The sequence below is a fragment of the Acinetobacter corruptisaponis genome, from assembly GCF_030053775.1.
GTDB lineage: Bacteria > Pseudomonadota > Gammaproteobacteria > Pseudomonadales > Moraxellaceae > Acinetobacter > Acinetobacter corruptisaponis.
Map to the genome: position 1 here is coordinate 52,132 of NZ_CP125670.1, position 22,968 is coordinate 75,099.

Sequence of the window (22,968 nt, forward strand, 5' to 3'; positions counted from 1 at the left end):
ATATTGATATAACCTCCCATTATTTGTCATTTCTTTCGGGTTAAAGGTGAAACGGAAAGCAGGTCATTATGATGGTGAACGTCCTTTATATCATTGTGGGGCTCTTGCAAACCTTCAAGAATCGGACAATCAGGTCTATTATCACCAGCACAGCAGTCGATTAAGTCCTTGAGAGTATTCGCCATTTGCTGTAGGTCATTGATACGTTCTTCCAGCTTTTCAATATGACCCTGAGCCAGGCGTTTGACATCAGCACTCTGTCTACTGCGGTTATTCCATAAATCGAGTAGGTCTGATATTTCCGCTACTGAAAAACCGAGTTCACGACTTCGTTTGATAAACTTTAAACGTTCAACATCATTTACTGAGTAAGAGCGATATCCTGCATTATTACGTCCAGCAGCGGGAATCAGGCCTATCTGCTCGTAATAACGAATCATCTTGGCGGTAACTCCTGAAGCTTTAGAGACTTTACCAATGTTCATCATATCCTCCTTAGCCTTGACTGACGGATGGTGACTGGAATCGACGTAAACGTAATGCATTACCGAGTACAAATACACTGGACAAAGCCATTGCACCTGCTGCAAAGATTGGGGACATCAGTATTCCATAGGCTGGGTACAATATACCAGCAGCAACAGGAATCAACATGGTGTTATAGGCAAATGCCCAGAATAAGTTCTGATGAATATTACCAATCGTTGCTTTGGACAAGGCAATCGCATTGGCAACACCTTGTAAGTTCCCTGACATTAACACGACATCGGCAGATTCAATTGCAACATCTGTACCTGTACCAATCGCAAGTCCCACATCAGCTTCAGCCAAAGCTGGCGCATCGTTAATACCATCACCCACAAAAGCGATATGGCCATATTTTGCTTTCAGCTCTTTAACCGCACTAACTTTACCCTCTGGTAAAACTTCAGCAATCACTTCATCAATACCCAATTGTTTGGCAATCGCTTGAGCAGTACGAACATTGTCACCAGTAACCATTGCCACCTTAAGCCCTAATTGGTGTAGAGCCTTAATCGCTGCTGGCGTTGTGGATTTGATTGGGTCGGCAACTGCAATAATTCCTGCTAGTTCGCCATCGACAGCAACATAAAGAGGGGATTTACCCTCATCACCAAGACGCTGAGCTGTAACAGCAAATGGAGCAACATCAATACCAAGTTGAACCATATAACGGTCTGCACCAATATTGATTTTTTCATTACCATTGATGGTTGCATAGACACCCATACCAGTGACTGAATCAAAGGTATCGACTTTAGGTAGAGCTAGGTTTTCACTTTTTGCCGCATCAACAATTGCTTTAGCAATCGGATGTTCAGAACGGGATTCGACAGCCGCAACCATGCCTAGAACATAATCACGCTCAAACAATTGGGTTACTTCAAAGTCAGTCAGCACAGGATGACCCTCTGTCAACGTCCCTGTTTTATCAACTGCAACAACTTTAGCATCTTTTAATAGTTGTAAGGCTTCACCTTTACGGAACAACACTCCTAACTCTGCACCACGACCTGTACCCACCATAATTGAGGTTGGTGTCGCTAATCCCATTGCACACGGGCAGGCAATGATCAGCACTGCCACAGCATTAACCAACGCAAAGGTTAAGGCTGGTGATGGACCAAAAATAAGCCAGACTAGGAATGTAAGTACTGCGGCAATCATCACCGCAGGGACAAACCATAAGGTAACTTTATCCACCACAGCTTGAATCGGCATTTTAGAACCCTGTGCTTGCTCAACCAAACGAATGATTTGAGCCAGCATAGTTTCGCCACCCACCGCCACAGCGGTAAAGGTCAACGTGCCATTCTGGTTAATGGTGCCGCCTACCACATCACTGCCGATGCCTTTCTCAACAGGGATTGGTTCACCCGTAATCATGGATTCATCAACAAAACTTTTTCCATCAGTGACTTGACCATCGACAGGGATTCTTTCACCTGGTTTCACAATGATAATGTCATCTGCAACCACTTGGTCTAGTGCAATATCTACCATTTGGCCATCGCGTAAAACATGGGCAGTTTTGGCCTGTAAGCTGACTAAACGCTGGATTGCTTCAGATGTTCGCCCTTTGGCTTTTGCTTCAAGAAAACGACCCAGTAAGATTAATGCCACAATCACCGCAGCAGCTTCGTAATATACATTTACCGTTCCTGTGGGAAGGATGTTGGGTATGAATGTGGCAACAATAGAAAATAGGTAAGCTGCTAATGTACCAACCGCAACCAGCGAGTTCATATCAGGTGCTAAACGGAGTAATGCAGGCAAACCTTTTAGATAGAATCTTCGTCCTGGAATAACTAAAACCAACGTGGTCAGGATGAATTGTAAATACCAGCTATTCTGCATCCCAATAGTTTGATCAATCAGTTGATGAACACCAGGGATAAGGTGAGATCCCATTTCCAAAATAAATACAGGCAAAGCCAATAGGGTTGCAAGAATCAAATCACGCTTAAGTTCAGCACGTTCTTGATCTTTTTTCTCAAGCAGCTCTGTCTGGTCAGGAATAGAAGCTTGAATTTCTGTGGCATCGTAACCAGCTTTATCAATTGCGGTAATCAAGTCATCGACATTTGCTGAACCACTGACCGTTGCACGCTCAGTCGCAAGATTGACATTGGCCTCTTTTACACCTGCAACGGCTTTAAGGGCTTTTTCGACACGACCTACACAACTAGCACAGGTCATGCCTTTAATTGATAATTCAATATTATTTGCGGGCACGTCATAACCTGATTGTTCAATGGCATGAACCAGTACCTGACGATCCACAGGCTGATCAAGTACAATATCTGCACGTTCTGTCGCTAGATTGACCGAGGCAGACTGTACACCATCAACTTTTTTGAGTGCTGTTTCAACACGCCCAACACAGCTGGCACATGTCATCCCTTCAATTTTTAATGTAACTTTCATATTATTAGAAAGCTTATCTGTTGCCTTTCCCATAAGATATACCTATAGTGCTTACCCAATTATTAAGAGCATAAACCTTGCCATTATGGGAAGGTCAAGGGTAGAATATGTAAACATATATATTTTCTAAATAATAGGAATTTAAGTATTAGTATGAATTTTAATAATCACCCGATACCATTATCTCAAGATGAGATTATGTCTTTAGCTGAAACATTTCGGCTATTAGGTGATGCTTCACGACTTAAAATTCTACTTTTTTGTATGCGGGGGCCTAGTTCAGTAGGTGAAATCAGTGATGCTCTTGATTTATCCCAATCTTTAGTCAGTCATAATCTTCGTTTATTGCGTTCAGCTCGTTTAGTCAAAGGCGAAAGACAATCTAAACAAGTATTTTATGAGATTGATGATTTACATGTTAGTCAGGTTTTATTAGATATGGCAAGTCATATTAGTGAGGAGCACTAATTTATAGTAGTACGTAATGTATTGCAAAAATATCTAAATTAAATAACTTTAAGGGGAAAGAGGGTTATAGGAATTCTTTATTTTTATTACTCTAAACAAGAAATATATCATGCATTTATTTAAGTTATCAGTATCATCTACAAAAAGTTAAGATCAAGGGCATATAATTAAGAAATGTCTAGCTATATGCCTTGATATCTATTTGAGGAAAGTGCTATCTGTTTTTAACAGCAACTTGTAGTGTTATCTTCAAATGCACTTAATCGGCAGAAACAGGATGCTTCAATATTAATATCAGCCGAGGCAAGTGCTATATCACGTTGCAGCGAAATATCTCGAGCTTCTTTCTCTAGACCTAGTTTTGCTAAACACTCATAAAGTCCATGAAGACTCCATACATTGTTAGGGCGAATTCGGCGACGTCCAAGGTCACCTTCTAGCCCCAGTTCAATCCGATATTCTTGGGCTGCTACTTCAAAGTTTCCTTGTTCCATATTAAGTGCGCAGAATGCATGCCGAACTGGTTGTAACCAAGCTGGAGGATCACAATAAGGAAGAGCATCTTCTAATTTAATGCCTTCTCGCAAGATTGCGAATGCTTCTTTCGTATTACCTTTACGATACTCAATTTCGCCATGAATCATTTTGGCAGCAATTTTTAAAGCTTCGACCTCTTTAACAGGTATAGAGTTAAAGCGCTCTTCTGATACATTAGCTACTGCTTTTATAAAAGACTCTCTTTCTTTTTCGGCCTCTTTAACTCTTCTTAATGAAGCAAATGCTATGCCTTTTGCGTAGTGAATCATTGCGGTTGTGGAACTATATAGACCTTTATCTTTAGGTAGCTCAAGTTTCAGAATATCTTCCCACATGCCAAATCTAATCATAACATGTGGTAGTGTTGTGCAATGGCTTTCAGTTAAATTAGCCATTGGCGGTGTAGTGATATGTAGTACTTCGGGTGTTAAAATGTCATTGATACGATGAGCCATAAATAACGCTTCCTGTGATTTACCTGCCATCATTGCACCATAAGCACCTACCATTAAATTATGAACGCGATACAAGATATTCCAACCACCTGGATTCTTTTCTCTAGAAAAATATCTTTCATCGGCTGCGATTGCATCAAGATTAGAATAAACCACTCGACGCCAATCTCCGCATGCATTATCAATATGTGTGGACATATGGGCTAAATGTGACCCATCAGGTGATAAATTACGAAGGTTATCAGCAGCTGGCAATGCAACTTCAGGATAAGGTGACATTTCCATTAAATGTATATAGAGATGATTAATTACAGGATGACGATTTGCCCCAGGTTTAGTGAAAGCAACTTCAAGCACGTTTCTAGCTTCAACTGTACCTAAACCTATGGCTTCACCGGTATCTAAATCCCACAATTTACGAGGGCTCAAGCACATGAGTGCATCTGCAAACATTGCAGCTGCATCAAGATCATTAGAATATTTTTCATAAAATGATCTCATAGCTTGAGCATATGCAAAATTCAGCTCATGAAAGTCTTGTTCATCTATAGTCACGTGTTTTGGAAAGCGTGGAGCAAGGGCATCAATTAAATCTTTCTCAAATTGTGTCGCATTATGAGTCGCTGCTAACTTTGCTTGTTCCATAATTTCATTAATATATGGAATGGTATTCTGTAAGTCTGAAGGATCAAATAAATGCCAAGCTTTATTGTAATTTGGACCAGATGCAAAGGCGATGCCCCAATAAGCCATTGCGCATTTTGCATCATGTTCTAGAGCTTTCTTAAAACAATTTATGGCTTCACTCGGATTGAAACAATATGTCCATAATAAGCCACGATCAAACCAAAGTTGAGTATCAGGAGATGACGTAGTTATTTGACGCTGGTAATCTCCTAAATTGTAGTATTTATCAGACATTAAAGTCTCCTCATCAGTGAATAACAATAAAGATTTAAGGTTAGTGATTATGTCCAGCGTGTGGATCAATTTGAGTTGGGTTTTCTAAGCTACAAGTACTATTGCCTTGCCAATCAATGGCTATAGTTGGATGTTCAATAGAAAATTTGGATTTTAGCTCATTCTCAATGTTGAGAGTTAATGTCGCGAGGTCAACTCCATCTTTGGGTTTGACATGCAACGTTGCCATAGATCTACCTGATGTAATCATCCAAATATGTATATGGGTAATTTTTTCAATACCACTTACATTTTTCAAAAGATATTCAGTGATCTCTTGGGCATTAGCATTCTCAGGAGCACCCTCAAGTAAAATATGAAGAGTACGTTTAAATAAAGACCATGCGCTGCGTAGTACAAGTAAAGAAACTAGAACAGATAAAATTGGATCGATAGGAGTCCAGCCTGTGTACCAAATCACTATGGCAGCAATAATTGCTCCAACAGAGCCGAGTAAATCGCCCATTACATGGAGAATAGCTCCTTTAACATTGACATGTTCTGTATCGCCTCTTGTTAAGTACCATAAAACAAATAAGTTAACGAGCATACCTATAATAGCAACGATAAACATCGGTCCTGCCATGACAGGTTGAGGTGATTGAAAGCGTTCAATAGCCTCATAAATAATCCATCCAACGATTGCGAATAATGTAAGAGAATTCATTAAGCCAGCAATAACTTCGAATCGCATGTATCCAAATGTTTTTGAATTATCTGCAATGCGGCGACCGAAACGAAAGGCAGCATAAGCTAAACCTAAGGCAACGGCATCTGTAAGCATATGCCCTGCATCAGCCAGAAGTGCGAGTGAACCAGAGATGATTCCTCCAGTGGCTTCTACAAGCATGAACCCGAAAATGATAAAAAACGAAATCAGAATTTTTCTTTCGTTTCCGTTACTCACATCAGGAACATGTGAATGATCATGACCTTCATGCGAATGATCATGACCTTCATGCGAATGATCATGACATTTATGATTGTGATCGCGTTGATTACTCATGTATAAAAACCTAACATGTATATATTTTTACATATGAATATATGTTCATATGTAAAAATTGTCAAATTTAATTTATTAATTTTAATATAATCAATGGCATGTGCCATTTTTGAGCTAATAGGGAATCAAATTTTCTAAAGTAATACTGTTTTTACTTATTCTAAGAGAAATTTCTACTTAGGATAAAATGAATAATTTGACAGTCTAATACTGGAGGGATATTGCATGAATTTAATTTCCATAGACGGAGGTATGTTTTATAAAGCTGAAAAAACGGACTATTAAACTTATAGAAATTCACTTTTTAATAATTCATATAAATATATGTTCATTTGTATAATCTATTCAGATCACCCTATTGACCTTCCAATTATTGGAAACATTAGCATGTGTGCAACTGCTACAGAAACCTATCCAGAGTGATGTAGCTTTGCATAAAAGGTGAATATCATGAAAAAACGAATGACAGCGGTTGCTGTAGCAGTAGTGATTGCTATCTCAGGTGGTCTGCTGTACACAGCAAAAAATATATCGGATCAACCCAAGCAACAAGCTAGTTCAGCTCAAATGCCTATTCCTCAGGTTCCAGTTGCGGAAGTAATTACACAAGAACTTAATCCAACTGCCGAATATACAGGCTACTTATCGGCACCACAAAGCGTTGAAATCAAGTCCCGAGTCGGTGGTGTCATTAATAGTGTTAGTGTTCCTGAGGGCAGTTATGTTCGTAAGGGACAGGTATTATTTAAAATTGATCCTGCACCTTTTCAGGTTGCTCTGAAGACAGCCCAGGCACGACTGAAAGCAGCAGAGGTTCAGTATAGCCAGGCTGTTCTGGATTTTAACCGGGCAAATAAACTGGTCGAAAGTGGTGCCGTCTCCAATAAGGTTTATGACGATGCACTGGCAACCAAAAATAACCGTCAGGCTCAAGTACAGGAGGCTCAGGCAGCCGTCAGTGCAGCGAAGCTGGATTTATCTTATACCAATATTACAGCACCGATTTCAGGACGTATTGACCGTGTTCTTGTCACCAGTGGTAACTTGATTGCAGGTGGAAATACAGGCAATGCCACAGCCTTAACCACCATCGTTTCAGTCAATCCGCTGTATGTTTATTTTGACCTTGATGAAAAAACCTTTCTCAATCTAAAGGGACAAAATAAATCTGGACAATTCAACTTGCCAATCGAAATGGGATTGGCAAATACAGAAACTTATCCTTATACAGGGAAATTAAACTTTGTAAGTACTCAAATTGACCAGCGTACAGGGACGCTACGGGTTAGGGCATCTATTACCAATGATTCAGGTGAATTAGCACCAGGTATGTTTGCCAGAGTTAAGCTGACCACTGGAAATAAACAGTCCACCATTCTGATAGATGATCAGGCGGTGGGTACAGATCAGGGCAATAATTTTGTTCTGGTTCTTGGTTCGAATAATACGGTTGAATTTAGGCCTGTAACACTTGGCTCGGTCGTTGATGGATTGCGGATTATTAGCAGTGGTCTGCAAACTGGCGATAAAGTCATTATTAAAGGGCTGGTTCGCCCAGGAATGCAGGTCAAGCCAAATATCGTTCCAATGCAAACGCCTACTCCGACTGAAAGTGCCGCACAGGGGAAATAAGCCATGAAGAATTTCCCTCATTTCTTTGTTAATCGGCCAATATTTGCGGTCGTGATCTCTGTGCTGATCGTCATTCTCGGTGCTTTATCACTGTTTAAACTGCCATTGAGTGAATATCCAGCCATTACACCACCGACTGTACAGGTCATGGCAAGTTATCCTGGTGCCAACCCCAAAATCATTGCCGAGACGGTTTCCTCCCCTCTGGAACAAGCCGTGAACGGTGTTGAGAACATGTTGTATATGAGTTCTCAAACCGCAGCCGATGGCAAGATGGTACTGACCGTCACCTTTAAACAGGGTACAGACCCTGATAAAGCACAGATACAGGTACAAAACAGGGTTTCTCGTGCATTGCCACGCTTACCTGAAGAAGTTCAACGCATTGGTGTGGTCACTGAAAAAACCTCACCCGATATTCTCATGGTCATCAATTTGGTGTCATCCAACAAGAATCATGATCCACTATATTTGTCCAACTATGCACTGTTAAATGTGCGTGATGAGCTTGCACGTTTACCAGGTGTTGGAAATATCGAGATTGGTGGTGCTGGTGAATATTCGATGCGTGTCTGGATTGATCCTGAAAAAGTGGCTGCCCGTGGTTTAACCGCCAATGATGTGGTTGCAGCCATTCGTGAACAAAACATGCAGGTTGCTGCGGGTTCTGTTGGTCAACAACCAAATACAACATCGGCCTATCAAGTTACTGTTAATACGCTGGGACGTTTAACCACTGAAGAGCAATTCAGTGAAATCGTGGTTAAAGCTGGTGACACTGGACAAATCACACGCCTGAAAGATGTTGCACGAATTGAACTGGGTTCTGATGCTTATACCATGCGAGCTTTACTGGATGGTAAGCCAACATCTGCCTTACAAATCTTTATGACACCAGGTGCCAATGCACTCGATGTTTCAAGTGAAGTCCGTGAAACGATGGCAGAATTGAAGAAAAGCTTCCCTGACGGTGTGGATTATAAAATTCCTTATGATCCAAATATTTTCGTAAAAGCTTCTTTGAAATCAGTCATTACCACTCTGTTAGAAGCCATTGCACTGGTTGTGCTTGTTGTCATCCTGTTCCTGCAAACATGGCGTGCATCCATTATTCCTTTAATTGCCGTTCCCGTTTCACTGATTGGTACGTTTGCAATTATGTATTATTTCGGCTTCTCCCTAAATACATTGACCTTATTTGGACTGGTACTGTCGATTGGTATTGTGGTCGATGATGCAATTGTGGTGGTGGAGAACGTAGAACGGCATATTGCATTAGGCGAATCACCAAAAGAAGCTGCCCGTAAGGCAATGTCTGAGGTGACAGGGCCAATTATCGCGATTACTGCGGTTTTATCTGCTGTATTTATTCCATCGGCATTTCTTACAGGATTGCAGGGTGAGTTCTATCGCCAATTTGCCTTGACCATTGCGATTTCAACCATCTTATCTGCAATCAACTCTTTAACACTTTCACCAGCTTTAGCAGGTATCTTGCTTAAACCACATCAAGCTGGAAATAAAAAACGTGATTTAACCGAACGCTTATTTGGTTGGTTCTTTAGAGGATTCAATCGGTTCTTTGATAAGGCATCGGACAAATATGTAGGTGCAGTCCGCAAGGGGGTACGTTTAAGTGCCATCATGCTGATTTTGTATGTAGGTTTTCTTGGCCTAACTTGGTTAGGTTTTAACAAAGTGCCGCAAGGCTTTGTTCCTGCACAGGACAAGTATTATCTAGTTGGTATCGCCCAGTTACCTACAGGCGCATCTTTAGACCGCACAGAAGCTGTAGTTAAACAGATGACGGAAATTGCACTGAATGAACCTGGTGTGGAAAGCGTCATGGCATTCCCAGGCTTTACACCAAGTGGTCCAGTCAATGTACCAAACTCTGCCTTGATGTTTGCCATGCTTGATCCATTTGAGGCTCGTCAGGACCCCTCATTATCAGCAGGAGCAATTGCTGGAAAATTAATGGGTAAATTCAGTCAGATTCCTGACGGATTTGCGGGCATCTTTCCACCACCACCAGTACCTGGCTTAGGTTCTATGGGCGGATTCAAGCTACAAATTGAAGATCGGGCTGGTTTAGGCTTTGAAACACTGGCACGTGTACAGGGCGAGATTATGGCGAAAGCCTCTCAGACGCCTGAACTTGTCGGTATGCTTGCGAGTTTCCAGGCAAATGCTCCACAGATTGAAGTTGATATTGACCGTGTAAAAGCGAAGTCACAAGGTGTACCACTGACCGATATTTTTGAAACACTACAAATCAATCTGGGGTCAATCTATATCAATGACTTTAATCGGTTTGGTCGTACTTATCGTGTAATTGCTCAGGCAGATTCCCCATTCCGTATGCAACCAGAGAACATTAATCTGTTAAAGGTGAGAAATGCAGCGGGAGACATGATTCCGCTTTCGACCTTTGTCACGATTAAGCGTAGTTCTGGCCCTGATCGTGTTATGCACTATAACAGTTTCCCATCAGCCGATATTAGTGGTAACGCTGCATCAGGTTATTCATCTGGTCAGGCAACTGCCGCAATTGAAAAAATTGTGCAGGAAACATTGCCACAAGGTATGACCTATGAATGGACCGATCTGGTCTATCAGGAAAAGAATACAGGCAATACTGCGGTCATGGTTTTTGCTCTAGCAATTATTTTGGCGTTCCTTTTCCTTGCAGCTCAATACAACAGTTGGTCAATGCCTTTTGCAGTATTACTTATTGCACCAATGGCCTTGTTATCTGCGATTGTAGGTGTTTGGGTAACTGGTAGTGATAACAACATCTTTACCCAGATTGGCTTTGTTGTTCTGGTGGGACTTGCTGCAAAAAATGCCATCTTAATTGTGGAGTTTGCCCGAGCCAAAGAGGATGAGGGTTTGAATCCTTTTGATGCAGTACTTGAAGCAGCCCGATTAAGATTACGCCCGATTCTAATGACCTCAATTGCATTTATTGCTGGTGTGATACCACTGGTATTAGCCACAGGTGCTGGTGCAGAAATGCGTCATGCCATGGGTATCGCTGTTTTCTCTGGAATGCTGGGCGTGACAATCTTTGGTTTGCTGTTTACACCCATTTTCTATGTCGTCATTCGTAATTTTATTCTGCGTAGAGAACAGGCCAAAGCACTGGTACAGGAGGGTTCAAAATGAAAAATTTAACACTTCATTTAAACCGATACACCTTCCTCAAGAAAATGAGTGTACTAACCACTGCCACTATTCTTGCAGGATGTTCAATGGCACCCATATATGAGCGACCTGTCTCTCCTGTGTCGGAACACTATCCAACAGGAGAGGCTTATCCAGGGCTGCAAGTGAACAATGGAAAGCAAACAGTCGCAGCCGATATTGGCTGGCGTGACTTTTATACCGATCCTGTCTTACTCCAACTCATCGATCATGCATTGAAAAACAATCATGATTTTAAGGTGACAGCTTTAAATGTTGAGGCGATAGAAGCACAGTATCGTATTCGTCGTGCTGACCGTTTACCGCATGTGGGTGTTACCGCAGAGTCAGCCAGTCAGCGTTTACCGTCTGATCTTGCTTATAACCCCCGCATGTATCAGGTTGGTGTTACTTCGGTCGCATGGGAAGTCGATTTATGGGGCCGAGTACGCAGTCTGAGTGATCAGGCTTTACAGAACTATTTGGCTTCTAAAGAGGTCCAGACAGCATCACAGTTAAGTCTGGTATCCGCAGTTGCTAATGCTTATCTGGTCTATAAGGCCGATCAGGAAACGTTAGGTTTAACCAAGGCGACTTTGGCGACACAGCAGAAATCCTATGACTTGACCAGGAAACTTGTTGATGTTGGTAATGCAACCCGATTTGATTTACGTCAAGCTGAAATAGGACTGCGCACCGCACAAACCAATTATGCAAAATTCTTGCGTATTACTGCACAGGATCGTAATGCTCTGGTGTTACTTCTGGGTTCACCATTAACACAGGAATTGGCGGCCCAATTGGACCAGTCCCCCAAAATTCCTGATCAGGTTGTTATGCAGGATATACCAGTTGGTTTGCCATCGGATCTACTTCAACGTCGTCCAGACATTCGTGCCGCAGAACATAAGCTTCAGGCTGCGAATGCAAACATTGGAGCAGCCCGTGCAGCATTTTTTCCATCCATTACCCTAACGGGTTCGGCGGGTACGGCAAGTTCCAGTCTGGATAATCTATTTAATGCAGGTACAGGTGCATGGAGTTTTATGCCCAAGATTAACTTGCCCATATTTAATGCAGGTTTAAATCAGGCAAATCTGGATCGCTCACACATCATGAAGCAGATTGAAGTCATCAACTATGACAAATCTATTCAAACAGCTTTTCGTGAAGTTGCTGATGGGCTGGCTGGCAAGTCCACACTAGATGAACAGATCAAATCGCAGCAGCAAATGATTGCGGCCAGCCAGGATGCCCATAAGTTGGCAACCTTACGTTTTGATGCTGGTGAAGATAATTATCTCGCAGTCCTCGACTCACAACGAACTCTGTATGCATCTCAGCAGGCACTTATACAGACCCGCCTGGAACGCCTGAATAATCAGGTCAACCTCTACAAGGCATTAGGTGGAGGCTGGAATGAACATACCGTACAGATTGAACGTAAATCTTTGAAATAGCACATCGATGGAATTCATCTTTTGATGGAAAGAGATGAATTCCTGACAAGATGAAACAGAATATGAGGTCATATAAATGAAATTTATTATCCATGATATAGAAAACTTCCCATTTGTTGAGTTTAAGCAAGATCAGGCAGTTCCAGGTTATTCACCTCAATGGCAGTTGGAAATGCAGGAATTCTTGGAAATGAGCAGTCCGTTTGTGATTGTTTATGATCAATTATCAATGCAAGAAACACCTGAAGACTTTAAACAACGTGGTCTTTGGCTTAAAAACCATAAAGATGAACTTAATCAGTTATGTAAGGCAATTATCTGCATTGAACCTGATCAGGAAAAAAGAGTTGCCATCAGAAAGATGACGGAAATGGCTGTAAAGGCATTTGGCATTCCTTATGAAATCGTCAATACCAGGGAAGACGCCGAACGGATTGTGGATGAACTTATTCAAGTCTAAGGTGAATATGATGAACACTATTTATATCAATCAATTGAAGCAAGATGTTGATGGTCAAGGGAAAAAATCAAAGCCTTTTTTCATGACATTCTTACTCATTCTTATGACGTTAGGATTAGCTTCAATTTCGCATGCAAAAGCACCGATCAATACAGCTTTGGAAACCGTGGAGAGCTATCTTAATATCTGGAATGGTACGCAGCCAGATGACCTGACTAAAGTTCTTGACACGAATGTTGAGTATTTCAATACAAGTAATGAAGAAAACCGTAAAGGTACAGCATCTGTAATTGAGGTACCCAAGTTTTTATTAACAGTCATTCCTGATCGGAAGATGACGCTTACATCCCCGCCACTCATTGTTGGTGATAAGGTTGCTGTCGAATGGCAGCTTCAGGGAACCCTCAATAAAAAAGACCAGTCTGGTAAAAAAGACGCAAAAGTAATCACTTTTAAAGGTGCTTCATTTTTTGAGGTTAAAAATAATAAGATTATATACATCGGTGATTACTACAACAATCATCCATTGCGTAGTCAGTTAGAGCCATAATCAGGAGTGCTATAAAATGTCTTCGCAGGGATTGATTTAAATCAGGCAGATCAGCATTATTTAAATCAAGTTGCCATGTCACTGAATACTCGTCCTAGAAAAGCGTTAGATTGGCTTACACCATTAGAGAAATTTGCTCAGCTTGTTGATTATCATAAGACTTTTCAAACTGTCGCACCTCATGTTTGAATTCGCCCTAATATAAAAGCTTATTTTCAATAAAAAACACATCATAATACCCCCTTGCCTTTTAACCACAAAAATATTGAAGTTATTATTTAGAAGCAATTAATAGAAAAATAAACAAATCTTTTTTAAACAAGCTACTAGGGTGTGTTGACACTTTTAGCTTAAAAAAATAGCGAAGTAGTAAAATCAAATCGCCAAACCCAATTTTACTATTCGCTATGCCTCGTACCATGCTGACAGATCAACACTGGCAAAAGTTGAAAGTTATTCTGCGTAATTTATCCATTCACCACAACTCAAATTTACGCAATTTTATTGAAGCTATTCTCTATAGAATTAGAACAGGCTGTCCGTGGCGAGATATTCCTTCTTGTTTTGGTCATTCAAACTCTATTTTCAAACGTTTTAATCGTTGGTCAAGCAGCGGTAAGTTACTTAGATTATTCAAATTGCTAGCCTCATGCCCCGATATGGAGTGGATTTTTATTGATGGCTCTCATGTACGTGCTCATCAACATTCTGCCGGCATAGCGAATCAATCTATTTCTAAAAGTGTAGGAGGAAACTCCTCAAAAATACATTTGATTGTTGATGCACATGGCAATCCTATTGATTTCATAATTACCGATGGGACCACACATGATGTTAAAGTTGCACCTGATTTAATATCAACATTAGATTTAAAAGAGACAAAAGTGGTATGCGCAGATAAAGGCTATGATTCAGAACCACTGCGTGAACAGATCAGGAAAACAGGGACTAAAGCGAATATACCAAAGAAAACGAATAGCCAATCTAACAATGACCATATGGACTGGTATTTATATAAAATCAGGCATTTAGTTGAAAATATGTTTTGTAGATTAAAGCAATTTAGAGGAATAGCTACTCGATATGACAAGCTCAAAAGAAATTATCAAAGTTCTGTTGCTTTAGCCTGTATATTTTTATGGCTACCTTTATAGGGTTAATTATGAACAGTAAATGTCAACAGACCCTAGTCATATTTTATAACAAGAAAAAATAAACCATGGCTTTTGGGTTTATGAATAGACTCAATAATGCCCCCCAATTACTCATTGATCGGTAAAAAAGGTAAGACAGCTTTTCGCTCTCTTCTTAGCTTAGGAATTTCTGAATTATAGCCCATAAAATCAGCAACGCCCTCTAACGCTGTCATACAGCGTTAGAGGGATAATGATCTCAAGATTGTATTGCTTGGGCTGTCTAATTTGCCGTATTAGACACCATCACCATCACCAGCCCAAACCATATCCACTTTTTTAAGCATTGCTTAATGCACTGGCTAAATCACCAGTACCCTTCAAGTCAGACACCTGTCCCTCCAAAGGCTGACTAAATTCAATACGCTGAATCTTTGCTGCCCGCTCTGCGGAGAACACTGGGATTTGACTCATCGCAAATTCAGACAGTGCGGTAATGGTTAGTGAGGGATTCACACCTAAATTCCCAGGTACAATCGAACCATCTAATACGCGTAAATTTTGATAACCAAAGACTTGACCAGTGAAGTCCACAACGCCATTCGACTTGTCATTGCCCATCGCGACACCACTCATAATATGTGCTGTCGTTGGCGTTCCCAGTAGAATTTCAGTAAGTGCAGAACCAGGTTCTCCACCTAACTTTTGTGCAATCATTTTAGTGGCTTCTTCAGCCGCAGGGAATGAAACGGTGAGTGGCGTGTCCCCTTCTTTTTGCACAGCAGTGATACTATTTTTGAACAGTCGATACCACTTTCTACGCCATTCAAAATGAATGAATGCTTCAGACTTTTGCATCACCAATAAAATGATAGAGTCTTTGGCTTTACCCTTATAACGCAGTACTTTAAAGGTTTTTAAGGGATGTAACAGTGTATTGAACACAAACTTCATAAAGCGCATAAAGCCCTGACCAGTCACCATAGGCACGTATGGAATATAAATCCATGAAGCATCCGCACCTTCAGGGAAACGTGTGACCTCGATATTGGTATCTGCATCGACTGAAATAAAGGAGCTGATAGCCACACCATCATCCAGTTTTTTACCAGTATTGTTCACTGTGGTCAGGGTTTCCGAGTTCGTCCGAACTTCCTGTCCCAGCAATGAAGAAATATTGGGTAAAGTTTTATGCTGATCACGCATTTTTAACAACATCGGTACCGTACCCATTACACCCGCAGATAACACCACCCCACGACTGCGCAAACTATACTGACGAACATTCTTTCCTAAAGTTTCTTTGACTATTACTTCGTAACCTGCGCTACCATCTTCATTCAGTGGTGTAATTTTCACCACTTCAGAACTTGGACGAATTTCAACGCCATTACGCTCAGAAAAATACAGGTAATTTTTCATCAGGGTATTTTTGGCATTATTACGACAGCCCAACATACAAGCGCCACAATAAATACAGGAGTTACGATCTGGCCCCTCTCCATTGAAATACGGATCTTTCGCTAATTGTCCTTCTTGACCAGCTACTTGCGAAAAGAAGACCCCCGTATTCACCGTTTTAAATGAATTTGCATATCCAATTTCACTCGCAACTTCTTTTAACGTTTCGTCTGCAATATTGGTATAAGTATTATTCGCTGTACCCAACATACGTTGAGCGAGACCATAAAACGGCTTTAAGGTTTCTTTCCAGTCTTTACGAATCTTGGTCCATGCCTCAGACTCAAAAACAGCATCAGGTGGAATTAAATGTACATTGGCATAAATTTGTGAGCCCCCACCGACGCCCACCCCATGCAAAATGGTGGTTTTACTGGTGAAAGTAAATTGCATCGTACCTCTGAATCCCAGTTCAGGCCGCCACAAATAGTTTTTGGTGTCTAAATTTGTAGTTGGAAAATCCTTGTCTTCACGGCGTAATCCTTTCTCCAAAATCAGGACTTTATAGCCCTTTTCACTAAGGCGTAAAGCACTGACCGATCCACCAAAGCCTGAGCCAATCACGATTTGATCAAAATCAAAATCTTTATTATTCATCCTATTAACTCCTTTAAAAGTTTTATTTTTCTGTTTTTAAATACACTAATTCCTTCACTTCAAAATATCCATCTTGAAGTGAAAAGTGATGTTGAGGTTTTTAAATTTAAGCGCTTATGACTTCATCCGAATCAATAAATTCAACAGCCAATTGGCAAATTTTCCGTAAGGCGGCGCGAGAAACTTCAAGCTCGAAAAACCCGCCTGATAAAACACAGGACGCATTTTGGAAAAAGTCAAAAAGCCTTCATAGCCATGATAATGCCCCATCCCGCTGGCACCGACCCCACCAAATGGCAAGTCATGCTGCCCGACATGAAATAAGGCATCATTGACCGAAACCCCGCCCGACATAACTCGGCTGATATAAAATTCGACTGAGCTTTTATTATTGCTAAATGGATAAAAGGCCAATGGACGATCACGCTGCACAATATAGTCCACTACCTCTTCAGGCTTCTGGTAGGTTTTGACCATCAAGATCGGACCAAAGGTTTCACGCGTATCAATTTCCATCTCATCATTGCTGTTCAACACCAAAGTCAGTGGAAATTTTCGTGTCGCAGCATCTGGCTCTTGCTGATTTAAATTAATCAAACTTGCCCCTTTGGCTTCAGCATCTGCCAAGCTATGCACTAAGCGCTGAAATGCGCGCTCATCAATCACAGAAGTATAATCTTTGCTATGAATATCAGGCACATGTTCCTGAACCCACGCTGCCGCGGCTTGAATAAATGCTTGTAACTTCGACTCATGCACAAATAAATAATCGACATTGGTACAAATTTGTCCCGCATTAAACTGTTTCACAAACATAATGCGTTCTACAGCTTTATCGATGGGGTATTCAGGGTCAATCACCGCAGGAGATTTACCACCCAGCTCCAAAGTCACTGGCGTCAAGTTTGGTGCAGCAGCAGCCATGACTTTACGCCCTGTCGCACCAGAGCCAGTAAACATCAGGTGGTCAAACGGCAATTTTGAAAATGCGATGCCTACTTCACCCGTCTCATCGAAAATCTGTAATTTTTCCGCTTTAAAGTATTTGGGGCTTAACTCCATCAGCAATTCGGCCAAATGTCTTGAATTTTCAGACATTTTAACCATAGCGGTATTTCCCGCAGCAAACACGGCCGACAACTGTGAAAACATCAAATTGATGGGGAAATTCCACGGCACAATAATTCCAATCACGCCCAGTGGCTGAGGAATCACACGGTTCTTCGCACCAAAATACAGGCTATGATCGACATGTCGTTTTTGTACTTTCGTCCATTGCTTCAAATGTTTGATGCTGCCGTTAATGTCATCCGTGACAGTAATAATTTCTGCCAATAAGGTTTCATGGCGTGAACGATTTCCATAATCACGATTCAAGGCGTCAATAATTGCTTCACGGTGATTGTTAATCAATGCTTTTAAATTCAGTAAATGTTGCTTGCGTTGTTCAATCGTTTCAATGCCTTGCTGATGAAAGCTTTTGCGCTGTAATTGAAAACAATCGTGCAATGTCTGTTCTATCACTGTTTGCTCGATATGAGACTGAACCGTAAGTTGCATATGCTTTTCCTTTCACGGCTAAAAATGGTGATTCAATACTTCTTTTCTATGTTGGTTGAGATAATCTCTTATCCTACTTTAACAAATGACTTGAATTATGCTTGACTTTTTAGGACACTAAATTGATCTTTTAGGACAACACGGAATGTTGTAATGGGAAGTTATATTCGTGCAGCCAGCCTCGGCGGTTTTGAAGACTTAGTCCGTAGTTATGGCATAAACCCTATAGGAATCTTGAAAGAGATCGGGATTTTACCTGCTTTACTCCGCGATCCAGATTCATTTATTCATTATGATCATTATTTAAATTTATTGGAAAAAGCGGCCTTAGCCTGTCAGGATGACTGCTTCGGTTTAAAACTCGGCGCACTCCAAAATATTAGCACAATCGGTTTGATTGGCGTCTATATGTCCCGACAAACGAGCATACTTGAAGCCTTAAGCGTGGCGCAAAAGTATGTCTATTTACATGCTGAAGGCGTTGTCTTTCACGTCTCGCAACATAATGCTCTGTTCTGTAAGCTGAACTTTGTGCGTTTAAGTGAATACAACACCGATGTACCACAAAAATCACAACTGGCCATTTGCCTTGTCGCGAATATTTTAAAAGATTTGATTGGCCCACAGTGGCATGCAGAAAAAATTTGCTTCAAGCAAAAAGCACCACAAAAAGGAGCTCAAACTTTCCAAGCACATTTTTCCTGTCCAGTGGAATTTGAAACCGATGAGGATGCGCTTTATTTTCCCGCAAGCTTTTTAAGCTATAAACCCTATAATTTTAATGAAGATGCCATTAATCAACTAATCGTACAGCAGCTTGAAACACAAAGCAGCACCAAAACTGAAGACAATACCGCACTGATAGAGAGTTCAGTCCGCATGCTGATGGCGACAGGAGACTGCAGCATTGAAAATATCGCACTCTGTATGGGAATGCATCCGAAAAAGCTTCAGCGCGCTTTAAAAATGCAAGGAACAACCTATCGAGATATACTCGAAAATGTCCGAAAAAAAGAAGCGCTTCGTATGCTTGATGCAGGCAATGTGAATTTGACAGATATTGCTCTACAGTTGGGCTATGCAGAATTATCTATTTTCAGTCGCAACTTTAAAAGCTGGTTTGGCGTTCCTCCAACCGAGTTAAGAGACAAAAGTCGAAGCCATATTGTATGACTTCTGGTTTTGCTACTTCGTTAAATAAAAAGTACCCAACGAATTCAAGCATATAGTTTAAATCCATTGAATGTCACTCTAATCAATACAGACTCAATTGATTATTTCGGGAAAACAAAGGATGCGACCAAACGTGCCCCCCAACCTTTCGGGCTGCCGTCAGTATCATCAACCCAATATCGAGCACCACCGCCCACACTAATGGCCTGACCATTTAGGCGAATCACTTTGGTCACAGTCAAGTTGACAGGAACTGTGGCTTCTTCTGCATTCCAGTCATATGTCGTTTCAGTATTCAATGCCACCGTCGTACTATTTGGATAAGTGTAACTAGGGTCTGTTGACATTTACTGTTCATAATTAACCCTATAAAGGTAGCCATAAAAATATACAGGCTAAAGCAACAGAACTTTGATAATTTCTTTTGAGCTTGTCATATCGAGTAGCTATTCCTCTAAATTGCTTTAATCTACAAAACATATTTTCAACTAAATGCCTGATTTTATATAAATACCAGTCCATATGGTCATTGTTCGATTGGCTATTTGTTTTCTTTGGTATATTCGCTTTAGTCCCTGTTTTCCTGATCTGTTCACGCAGTGGTTCTGAATCATAGCCTTTATCTGCACATACCACTTTTGTCTCTTTTAAATCTAATGTTGATATTAAATCAGGTGCAACTTTAACATCATGTGTGGTTCCATCGGTAATCATGAAATCAATAGGATTGCCATGTGCATCAACAATCAAATGTATTTTTGAGGAGTTTCCTCCTACACTTTTAGAAATAGATTGATTCGCTATGCCAGCAGAATGTTGATGAGCACGTACATGAGAGCCATCAATAAAAATCCACTCCATATCGGGGCATGAGGCTAGTAATTTGAATAATCTAAGTAACTTACCGCTGCTTGACCAACGATTAAAACGTTTGAAAATAGAGTTTGAATGACCAAAACAACAAGGAATATCTCGCCACGGACAGCCTGTTCTAATTCTATAGAGAATAGCTTCAATAAAATTGCGTAAATTTGAGTTGTGGTGAATGGATAAATTACGCAGAATAACTTTCAACTTTTGCCAGTGTTGATCTGTCAGCATGGTACGAGGCATAGCGAATAGTAAAATTGGGTTCGGCGATTTGATTTTACTACTTCGCTATTTTTTTAAGCTAAAAGTGTCAACACACCCTAATAAAAATATCTCCATCGAAAATAAAGTATAAAAATTCAAAAACCATTTAATAAAGTATCAATAGAGTTAAAATACATATAGCTTACTTTTAATTTTAAAGAGGAATACAAGAAATAATTTCTTGTATTCCTGTTATAAGATTGGGAGAACCAAGTTGATAATTTCACCCATTTCTTTGGATCTATTAATTTAAGTTTCGACTTTACTTATTTGAGCTTAGCCATTTGGTCGAGTCACAATCGGGAAAATTGAATCTGGACGTTTAAACATTGCAAAGAATTTTCCAATTTTCAGTGGATTACCTTTGACTTTACTGTCTTTAGAAAGCAGGACTTTTACCCCTTCTATTTGACCTGTAATCATTTTTAGATATAAGGGCTTGGTTAAGGTTAATGTAGGGCAATCCAATGCCAAATCTTTACTTTCATCATAACGCTTAAACTGCATGACTGAGTTTTCAACCCATAATGAAAAATGCTCTTTGGTATCCGACAAAACCAGATTGATACACTGGTTTTCATTTTTTAAATTTTCCACATCTAAATTTGTCGCCATAGCTTCAAGAAATCTTTCAGTTGGTGTATGAATCAATAAATCACTCGGATCAGAAGTATTTTGTAGGGGTACATTATTTTGTAGCTCTTGAGCGCCCACCAAAAAGAAATTACGCCAAGTTGAAGCCTCAGCAGCATAGCCCAATTGACGATAAGTATTCGCCAATAAGTCTTTTGCTTGTTGGTTTTGAGGGTTATTCAACACAATATGTTTTAAAATCTCGGCAGCCCATCTATAGTCAGCTTGAGCGTAGGCATCCCGCGCATTTTTCAATGCATTGTTCTCCCCACCTGCTAACTCAATATATTTTTTTGCAACAGCTTTAGGGGGTAATGGATCTAAATTGGAAGGATGGGCATCGAACCATCCCATATAATATTGGTATACTGCTTTTACATTATGTTTTAGGGTTCCATAATAGCCATGAGCATATAGTTTTTGATCAAGTGCCGCTGGAAGCTTAATTTTTTCGGCAATTTCAGCGCCATTAAAACCAGAGTTCATATATCTCACCGTCTGATCATGCGTGAACTTATAAACATCTCGCTGGGTTTTAATAAAATCTTGAATATTGTCATTGCCCCAGACAGGCCAATGATGCTGTGCAATCAATACATCGGATGCTTTGGCATGCTGCATTGCTTGGTCTAGATAGCCCACCCATTTTAAGGCATCACGGACTTTAGCACCCCGAAGGGTATAAAGATTATGCATGGTATGAGATAGAATTTCTGCGCCGTTATAAAGTTTCAATGATGGGATAGAGAACGTTAATTCTGCTGGTGCTTCTGAACCCGGCACGTTATAAAACACAAAATCCAAGCCATCAACCGTCATTTTCTGTTCTGGTTGAGTGATCAGTTGTGTAGGCTCAAGGATGCCCATTTTTCCCACAGCAACAGCCTTACCTAAACCTGTATCCACCAATCCTTCCGCATTTTTAGGTAGAAAAGTTCCATACATATAAGTCGCACGACGTATCATGGCTGAACCTGCCATCACATTTTCACTGGTCGCTTCTTCCATAAAGCCTTTTGGCGCAATAATTGGAGTTTTTCTAGCGTTAATTTCTTCGCTAGAAAGAACGCCTAATGCACCACCAAAATGATCGATATGGCTATGGGTAAAGATAATGGCTGAAATTTTTTGCTCACCTAAATGCTGTCTAGCAAATTTAAGTGCTGCTTCAGCCGTTTCTTTAGAGGTTAATGTATCCACAATAATCCAGCCAGTATCACCCTGAATGATGGTCATATTTGCCAAATCAAAACCACGAATTTGCCAAACTCGATCTGTTACTTTAAATAGCCCAACATTGTTGTTTAATTTTGCTTGTCGCCATAGAGTGGGATTAACGGTATTTGGTGCTTGATCTTGTAAAAAACTAAATGCATCAAAATCCCAGATAACATTGCCTTTCTCACTTTTAATTTGACCTGTTGGCTTGGCAATAAAGCCCTTTTGAGCCTGATTAAACTCAGTCATATCCTCTAAGTTATACTTCGCCTTATATGTATTATTTGATTCAATGACCGCTTTTTCTACTACAGTATTTGCTGCAAAAACAGAAAATGGCAGAATAAGCATCAATGAAACTGTTAAAAACTTAATTTTCATCTTCTTTCCTTTTGA

At 40.5% G+C, this 22,968-nt stretch carries 15 protein-coding genes and 3 pseudogenes; 9 read left to right on the forward strand and 9 right to left on the reverse strand.

Translation table 11 applies throughout. The annotated features are described in order from the left end of the window. Positions 1-26: 26 nt before the first annotated feature. Entirely contained in the window at positions 27-485 is a 459-nt protein-coding gene (cueR, locus tag QLH32_RS18525; RefSeq protein WP_023187990.1) for a Cu(I)-responsive transcriptional regulator, read from the reverse strand. 10 nt (positions 486-495) lie between these two features. Further along, positions 496-2,982 (reverse strand): heavy metal translocating P-type ATPase, encoded by a 2,487-nt coding sequence (locus QLH32_RS18530; protein ID WP_023187989.1) that lies wholly within the window; start codon positions 2,980-2,982, stop codon positions 496-498. 120 nt (positions 2,983-3,102) lie between these two features. Here QLH32_RS18530 and QLH32_RS18535 point away from each other — a divergent pair, with 120 nt between their 5' ends. After that, the gene (locus QLH32_RS18535; RefSeq protein WP_023187988.1) at positions 3,103-3,417 is read left to right on the forward strand and encodes an ArsR/SmtB family transcription factor; all 315 of its coding nucleotides are present in this window, start codon (positions 3,103-3,105) and stop codon (positions 3,415-3,417) included. 224 nt (positions 3,418-3,641) lie between these two features. Here the strand turns inward: QLH32_RS18535 and QLH32_RS18540 are convergent, their stop codons facing one another. Both QLH32_RS18540 and QLH32_RS18545 read right to left on the reverse strand, forming a co-directional pair. Continuing rightward, positions 3,642-5,330 carry a hypothetical protein gene (locus tag QLH32_RS18540; protein ID WP_023187987.1) on the reverse strand — a complete coding sequence of 563 codons (1,689 nt, stop codon included), beginning with the start codon at positions 5,328-5,330 and terminating at the stop codon, positions 3,642-3,644. Between the two features lie 40 nt (positions 5,331-5,370). After that, positions 5,371-6,375: a cation diffusion facilitator family transporter gene (locus QLH32_RS18545; RefSeq protein WP_023187986.1), complete on the reverse strand. Its 1,005-nt coding sequence runs from the start codon at positions 6,373-6,375 to the stop codon at positions 5,371-5,373. A gap of 450 nt (positions 6,376-6,825) precedes the next feature. Between QLH32_RS18545 and QLH32_RS18550 the strand changes: the two genes are divergently transcribed. The 7 genes and pseudogenes from QLH32_RS18550 (at position 6,826) to QLH32_RS18580 (ending at position 14,836) form a co-directional block, all read left to right on the forward strand. Beyond that, positions 6,826-8,007 (forward strand): efflux RND transporter periplasmic adaptor subunit, encoded by a 1,182-nt coding sequence (locus tag QLH32_RS18550; protein WP_023187985.1) that lies wholly within the window; start codon positions 6,826-6,828, stop codon positions 8,005-8,007. Positions 8,008-8,010: 3 nt separating this feature from the next. Further along, positions 8,011-11,175, forward strand: coding sequence for an efflux RND transporter permease subunit (locus QLH32_RS18555; RefSeq protein ID WP_008942230.1), 3,165 nt, complete (start codon positions 8,011-8,013; stop codon positions 11,173-11,175). Then, entirely contained in the window at positions 11,172-12,653 is a 1,482-nt protein-coding gene (locus tag QLH32_RS18560) for an efflux transporter outer membrane subunit (RefSeq protein WP_008942231.1), read from the forward strand. The genes QLH32_RS18555 and QLH32_RS18560 overlap by 4 nt, the downstream gene beginning before the upstream one ends. 76 nt (positions 12,654-12,729) lie before the next feature. Further along, positions 12,730-13,113, forward strand: coding sequence for a hypothetical protein (locus QLH32_RS18565; protein WP_008942232.1), 384 nt, complete (start codon positions 12,730-12,732; stop codon positions 13,111-13,113). Positions 13,114-13,123: 10 nt separating this feature from the next. Then, on the forward strand, positions 13,124-13,663 hold the full coding sequence (locus QLH32_RS18570; RefSeq protein WP_017396455.1) for a nuclear transport factor 2 family protein: 540 nt from the start codon (positions 13,124-13,126) through the stop codon (positions 13,661-13,663). Between the two features lie 27 nt (positions 13,664-13,690). Then, positions 13,691-13,852: pseudogene (locus QLH32_RS18575) on the forward strand (IS30 family transposase); the annotation flags it as partial. A gap of 218 nt (positions 13,853-14,070) precedes the next feature. After that, positions 14,071-14,836, forward strand: a pseudogene (locus QLH32_RS18580) (IS5-like element ISAba31 family transposase). Positions 14,837-15,135: 299 nt separating this feature from the next. On the opposite strand, the gene QLH32_RS18585 reads toward QLH32_RS18580, so the two are convergent. Together QLH32_RS18585 and QLH32_RS18590 are read right to left on the reverse strand one after the other, a co-directional pair. Beyond that, positions 15,136-16,854 carry a GMC oxidoreductase gene (locus QLH32_RS18585; protein WP_061403634.1) on the reverse strand — a complete coding sequence of 573 codons (1,719 nt, stop codon included), beginning with the start codon at positions 16,852-16,854 and terminating at the stop codon, positions 15,136-15,138. Positions 16,855-16,968: 114 nt separating this feature from the next. Further along, entirely contained in the window at positions 16,969-18,414 is a 1,446-nt protein-coding gene (locus QLH32_RS18590; RefSeq protein ID WP_061403633.1) for a coniferyl aldehyde dehydrogenase, read from the reverse strand. Between the two features lie 153 nt (positions 18,415-18,567). Here QLH32_RS18590 and QLH32_RS18595 point away from each other — a divergent pair, with 153 nt between their 5' ends. Continuing rightward, entirely contained in the window at positions 18,568-19,587 is a 1,020-nt protein-coding gene (locus QLH32_RS18595) for an AraC family transcriptional regulator (RefSeq protein ID WP_045796736.1), read from the forward strand. A gap of 101 nt (positions 19,588-19,688) precedes the next feature. Here QLH32_RS18595 and QLH32_RS18600 read toward each other — a convergent pair whose 3' ends face one another. From QLH32_RS18600 to QLH32_RS18610, 3 genes and pseudogenes are all read right to left on the reverse strand, one after another. After that, positions 19,689-19,934, reverse strand: a complete 246-nt coding sequence (locus QLH32_RS18600) for a hypothetical protein (protein WP_052690212.1) — start codon at positions 19,932-19,934, stop codon at positions 19,689-19,691. Beyond that, positions 19,935-20,700, reverse strand: a pseudogene (locus tag QLH32_RS18605) (IS5-like element ISAba31 family transposase). Positions 20,701-20,997: 297 nt separating this feature from the next. Further along, entirely contained in the window at positions 20,998-22,953 is a 1,956-nt protein-coding gene (locus tag QLH32_RS18610; protein ID WP_000693745.1) for an alkyl/aryl-sulfatase, read from the reverse strand. Positions 22,954-22,968: the final 15 nt, after the last annotated feature.

What these genes read in the sequence shown, in the direction of transcription:
- QLH32_RS18555 (WP_008942230.1), top strand. Translation starts at nt 8,011, where the DNA reads ATGAAGAATTTCCCTCATTTCTTTGTTAATCGGCCAATATTTGCGGTC.
- QLH32_RS18570 (WP_017396455.1), top strand. Translation starts at nt 13,124, where the DNA reads ATGAACACTATTTATATCAATCAATTGAAGCAAGATGTTGATGGTCAA.
- QLH32_RS18560 (WP_008942231.1), top strand. Translation starts at nt 11,172, where the DNA reads ATGAAAAATTTAACACTTCATTTAAACCGATACACCTTCCTCAAGAAA.
- QLH32_RS18530 (WP_023187989.1), bottom strand. Translation starts at nt 2,982, where the DNA reads ATGGGAAAGGCAACAGATAAGCTTTCTAATAATATGAAAGTTACATTA.
- cueR (WP_023187990.1), bottom strand. Translation starts at nt 485, where the DNA reads ATGAACATTGGTAAAGTCTCTAAAGCTTCAGGAGTTACCGCCAAGATG.
- QLH32_RS18610 (WP_000693745.1), bottom strand. Translation starts at nt 22,953, where the DNA reads ATGAAAATTAAGTTTTTAACAGTTTCATTGATGCTTATTCTGCCATTT.
- QLH32_RS18550 (WP_023187985.1), top strand. Translation starts at nt 6,826, where the DNA reads ATGAAAAAACGAATGACAGCGGTTGCTGTAGCAGTAGTGATTGCTATC.
- QLH32_RS18535 (WP_023187988.1), top strand. Translation starts at nt 3,103, where the DNA reads ATGAATTTTAATAATCACCCGATACCATTATCTCAAGATGAGATTATG.
- QLH32_RS18585 (WP_061403634.1), bottom strand. Translation starts at nt 16,854, where the DNA reads ATGAATAATAAAGATTTTGATTTTGATCAAATCGTGATTGGCTCAGGC.
- QLH32_RS18565 (WP_008942232.1), top strand. Translation starts at nt 12,730, where the DNA reads ATGAAATTTATTATCCATGATATAGAAAACTTCCCATTTGTTGAGTTT.
- QLH32_RS18600 (WP_052690212.1), bottom strand. Translation starts at nt 19,934, where the DNA reads ATGTCAACAGACCCTAGTTACACTTATCCAAATAGTACGACGGTGGCA.
- QLH32_RS18590 (WP_061403633.1), bottom strand. Translation starts at nt 18,414, where the DNA reads ATGCAACTTACGGTTCAGTCTCATATCGAGCAAACAGTGATAGAACAG.
- QLH32_RS18545 (WP_023187986.1), bottom strand. Translation starts at nt 6,375, where the DNA reads ATGAGTAATCAACGCGATCACAATCATAAATGTCATGATCATTCGCAT.
- QLH32_RS18540 (WP_023187987.1), bottom strand. Translation starts at nt 5,330, where the DNA reads ATGTCTGATAAATACTACAATTTAGGAGATTACCAGCGTCAAATAACT.
- QLH32_RS18595 (WP_045796736.1), top strand. Translation starts at nt 18,568, where the DNA reads ATGGGAAGTTATATTCGTGCAGCCAGCCTCGGCGGTTTTGAAGACTTA.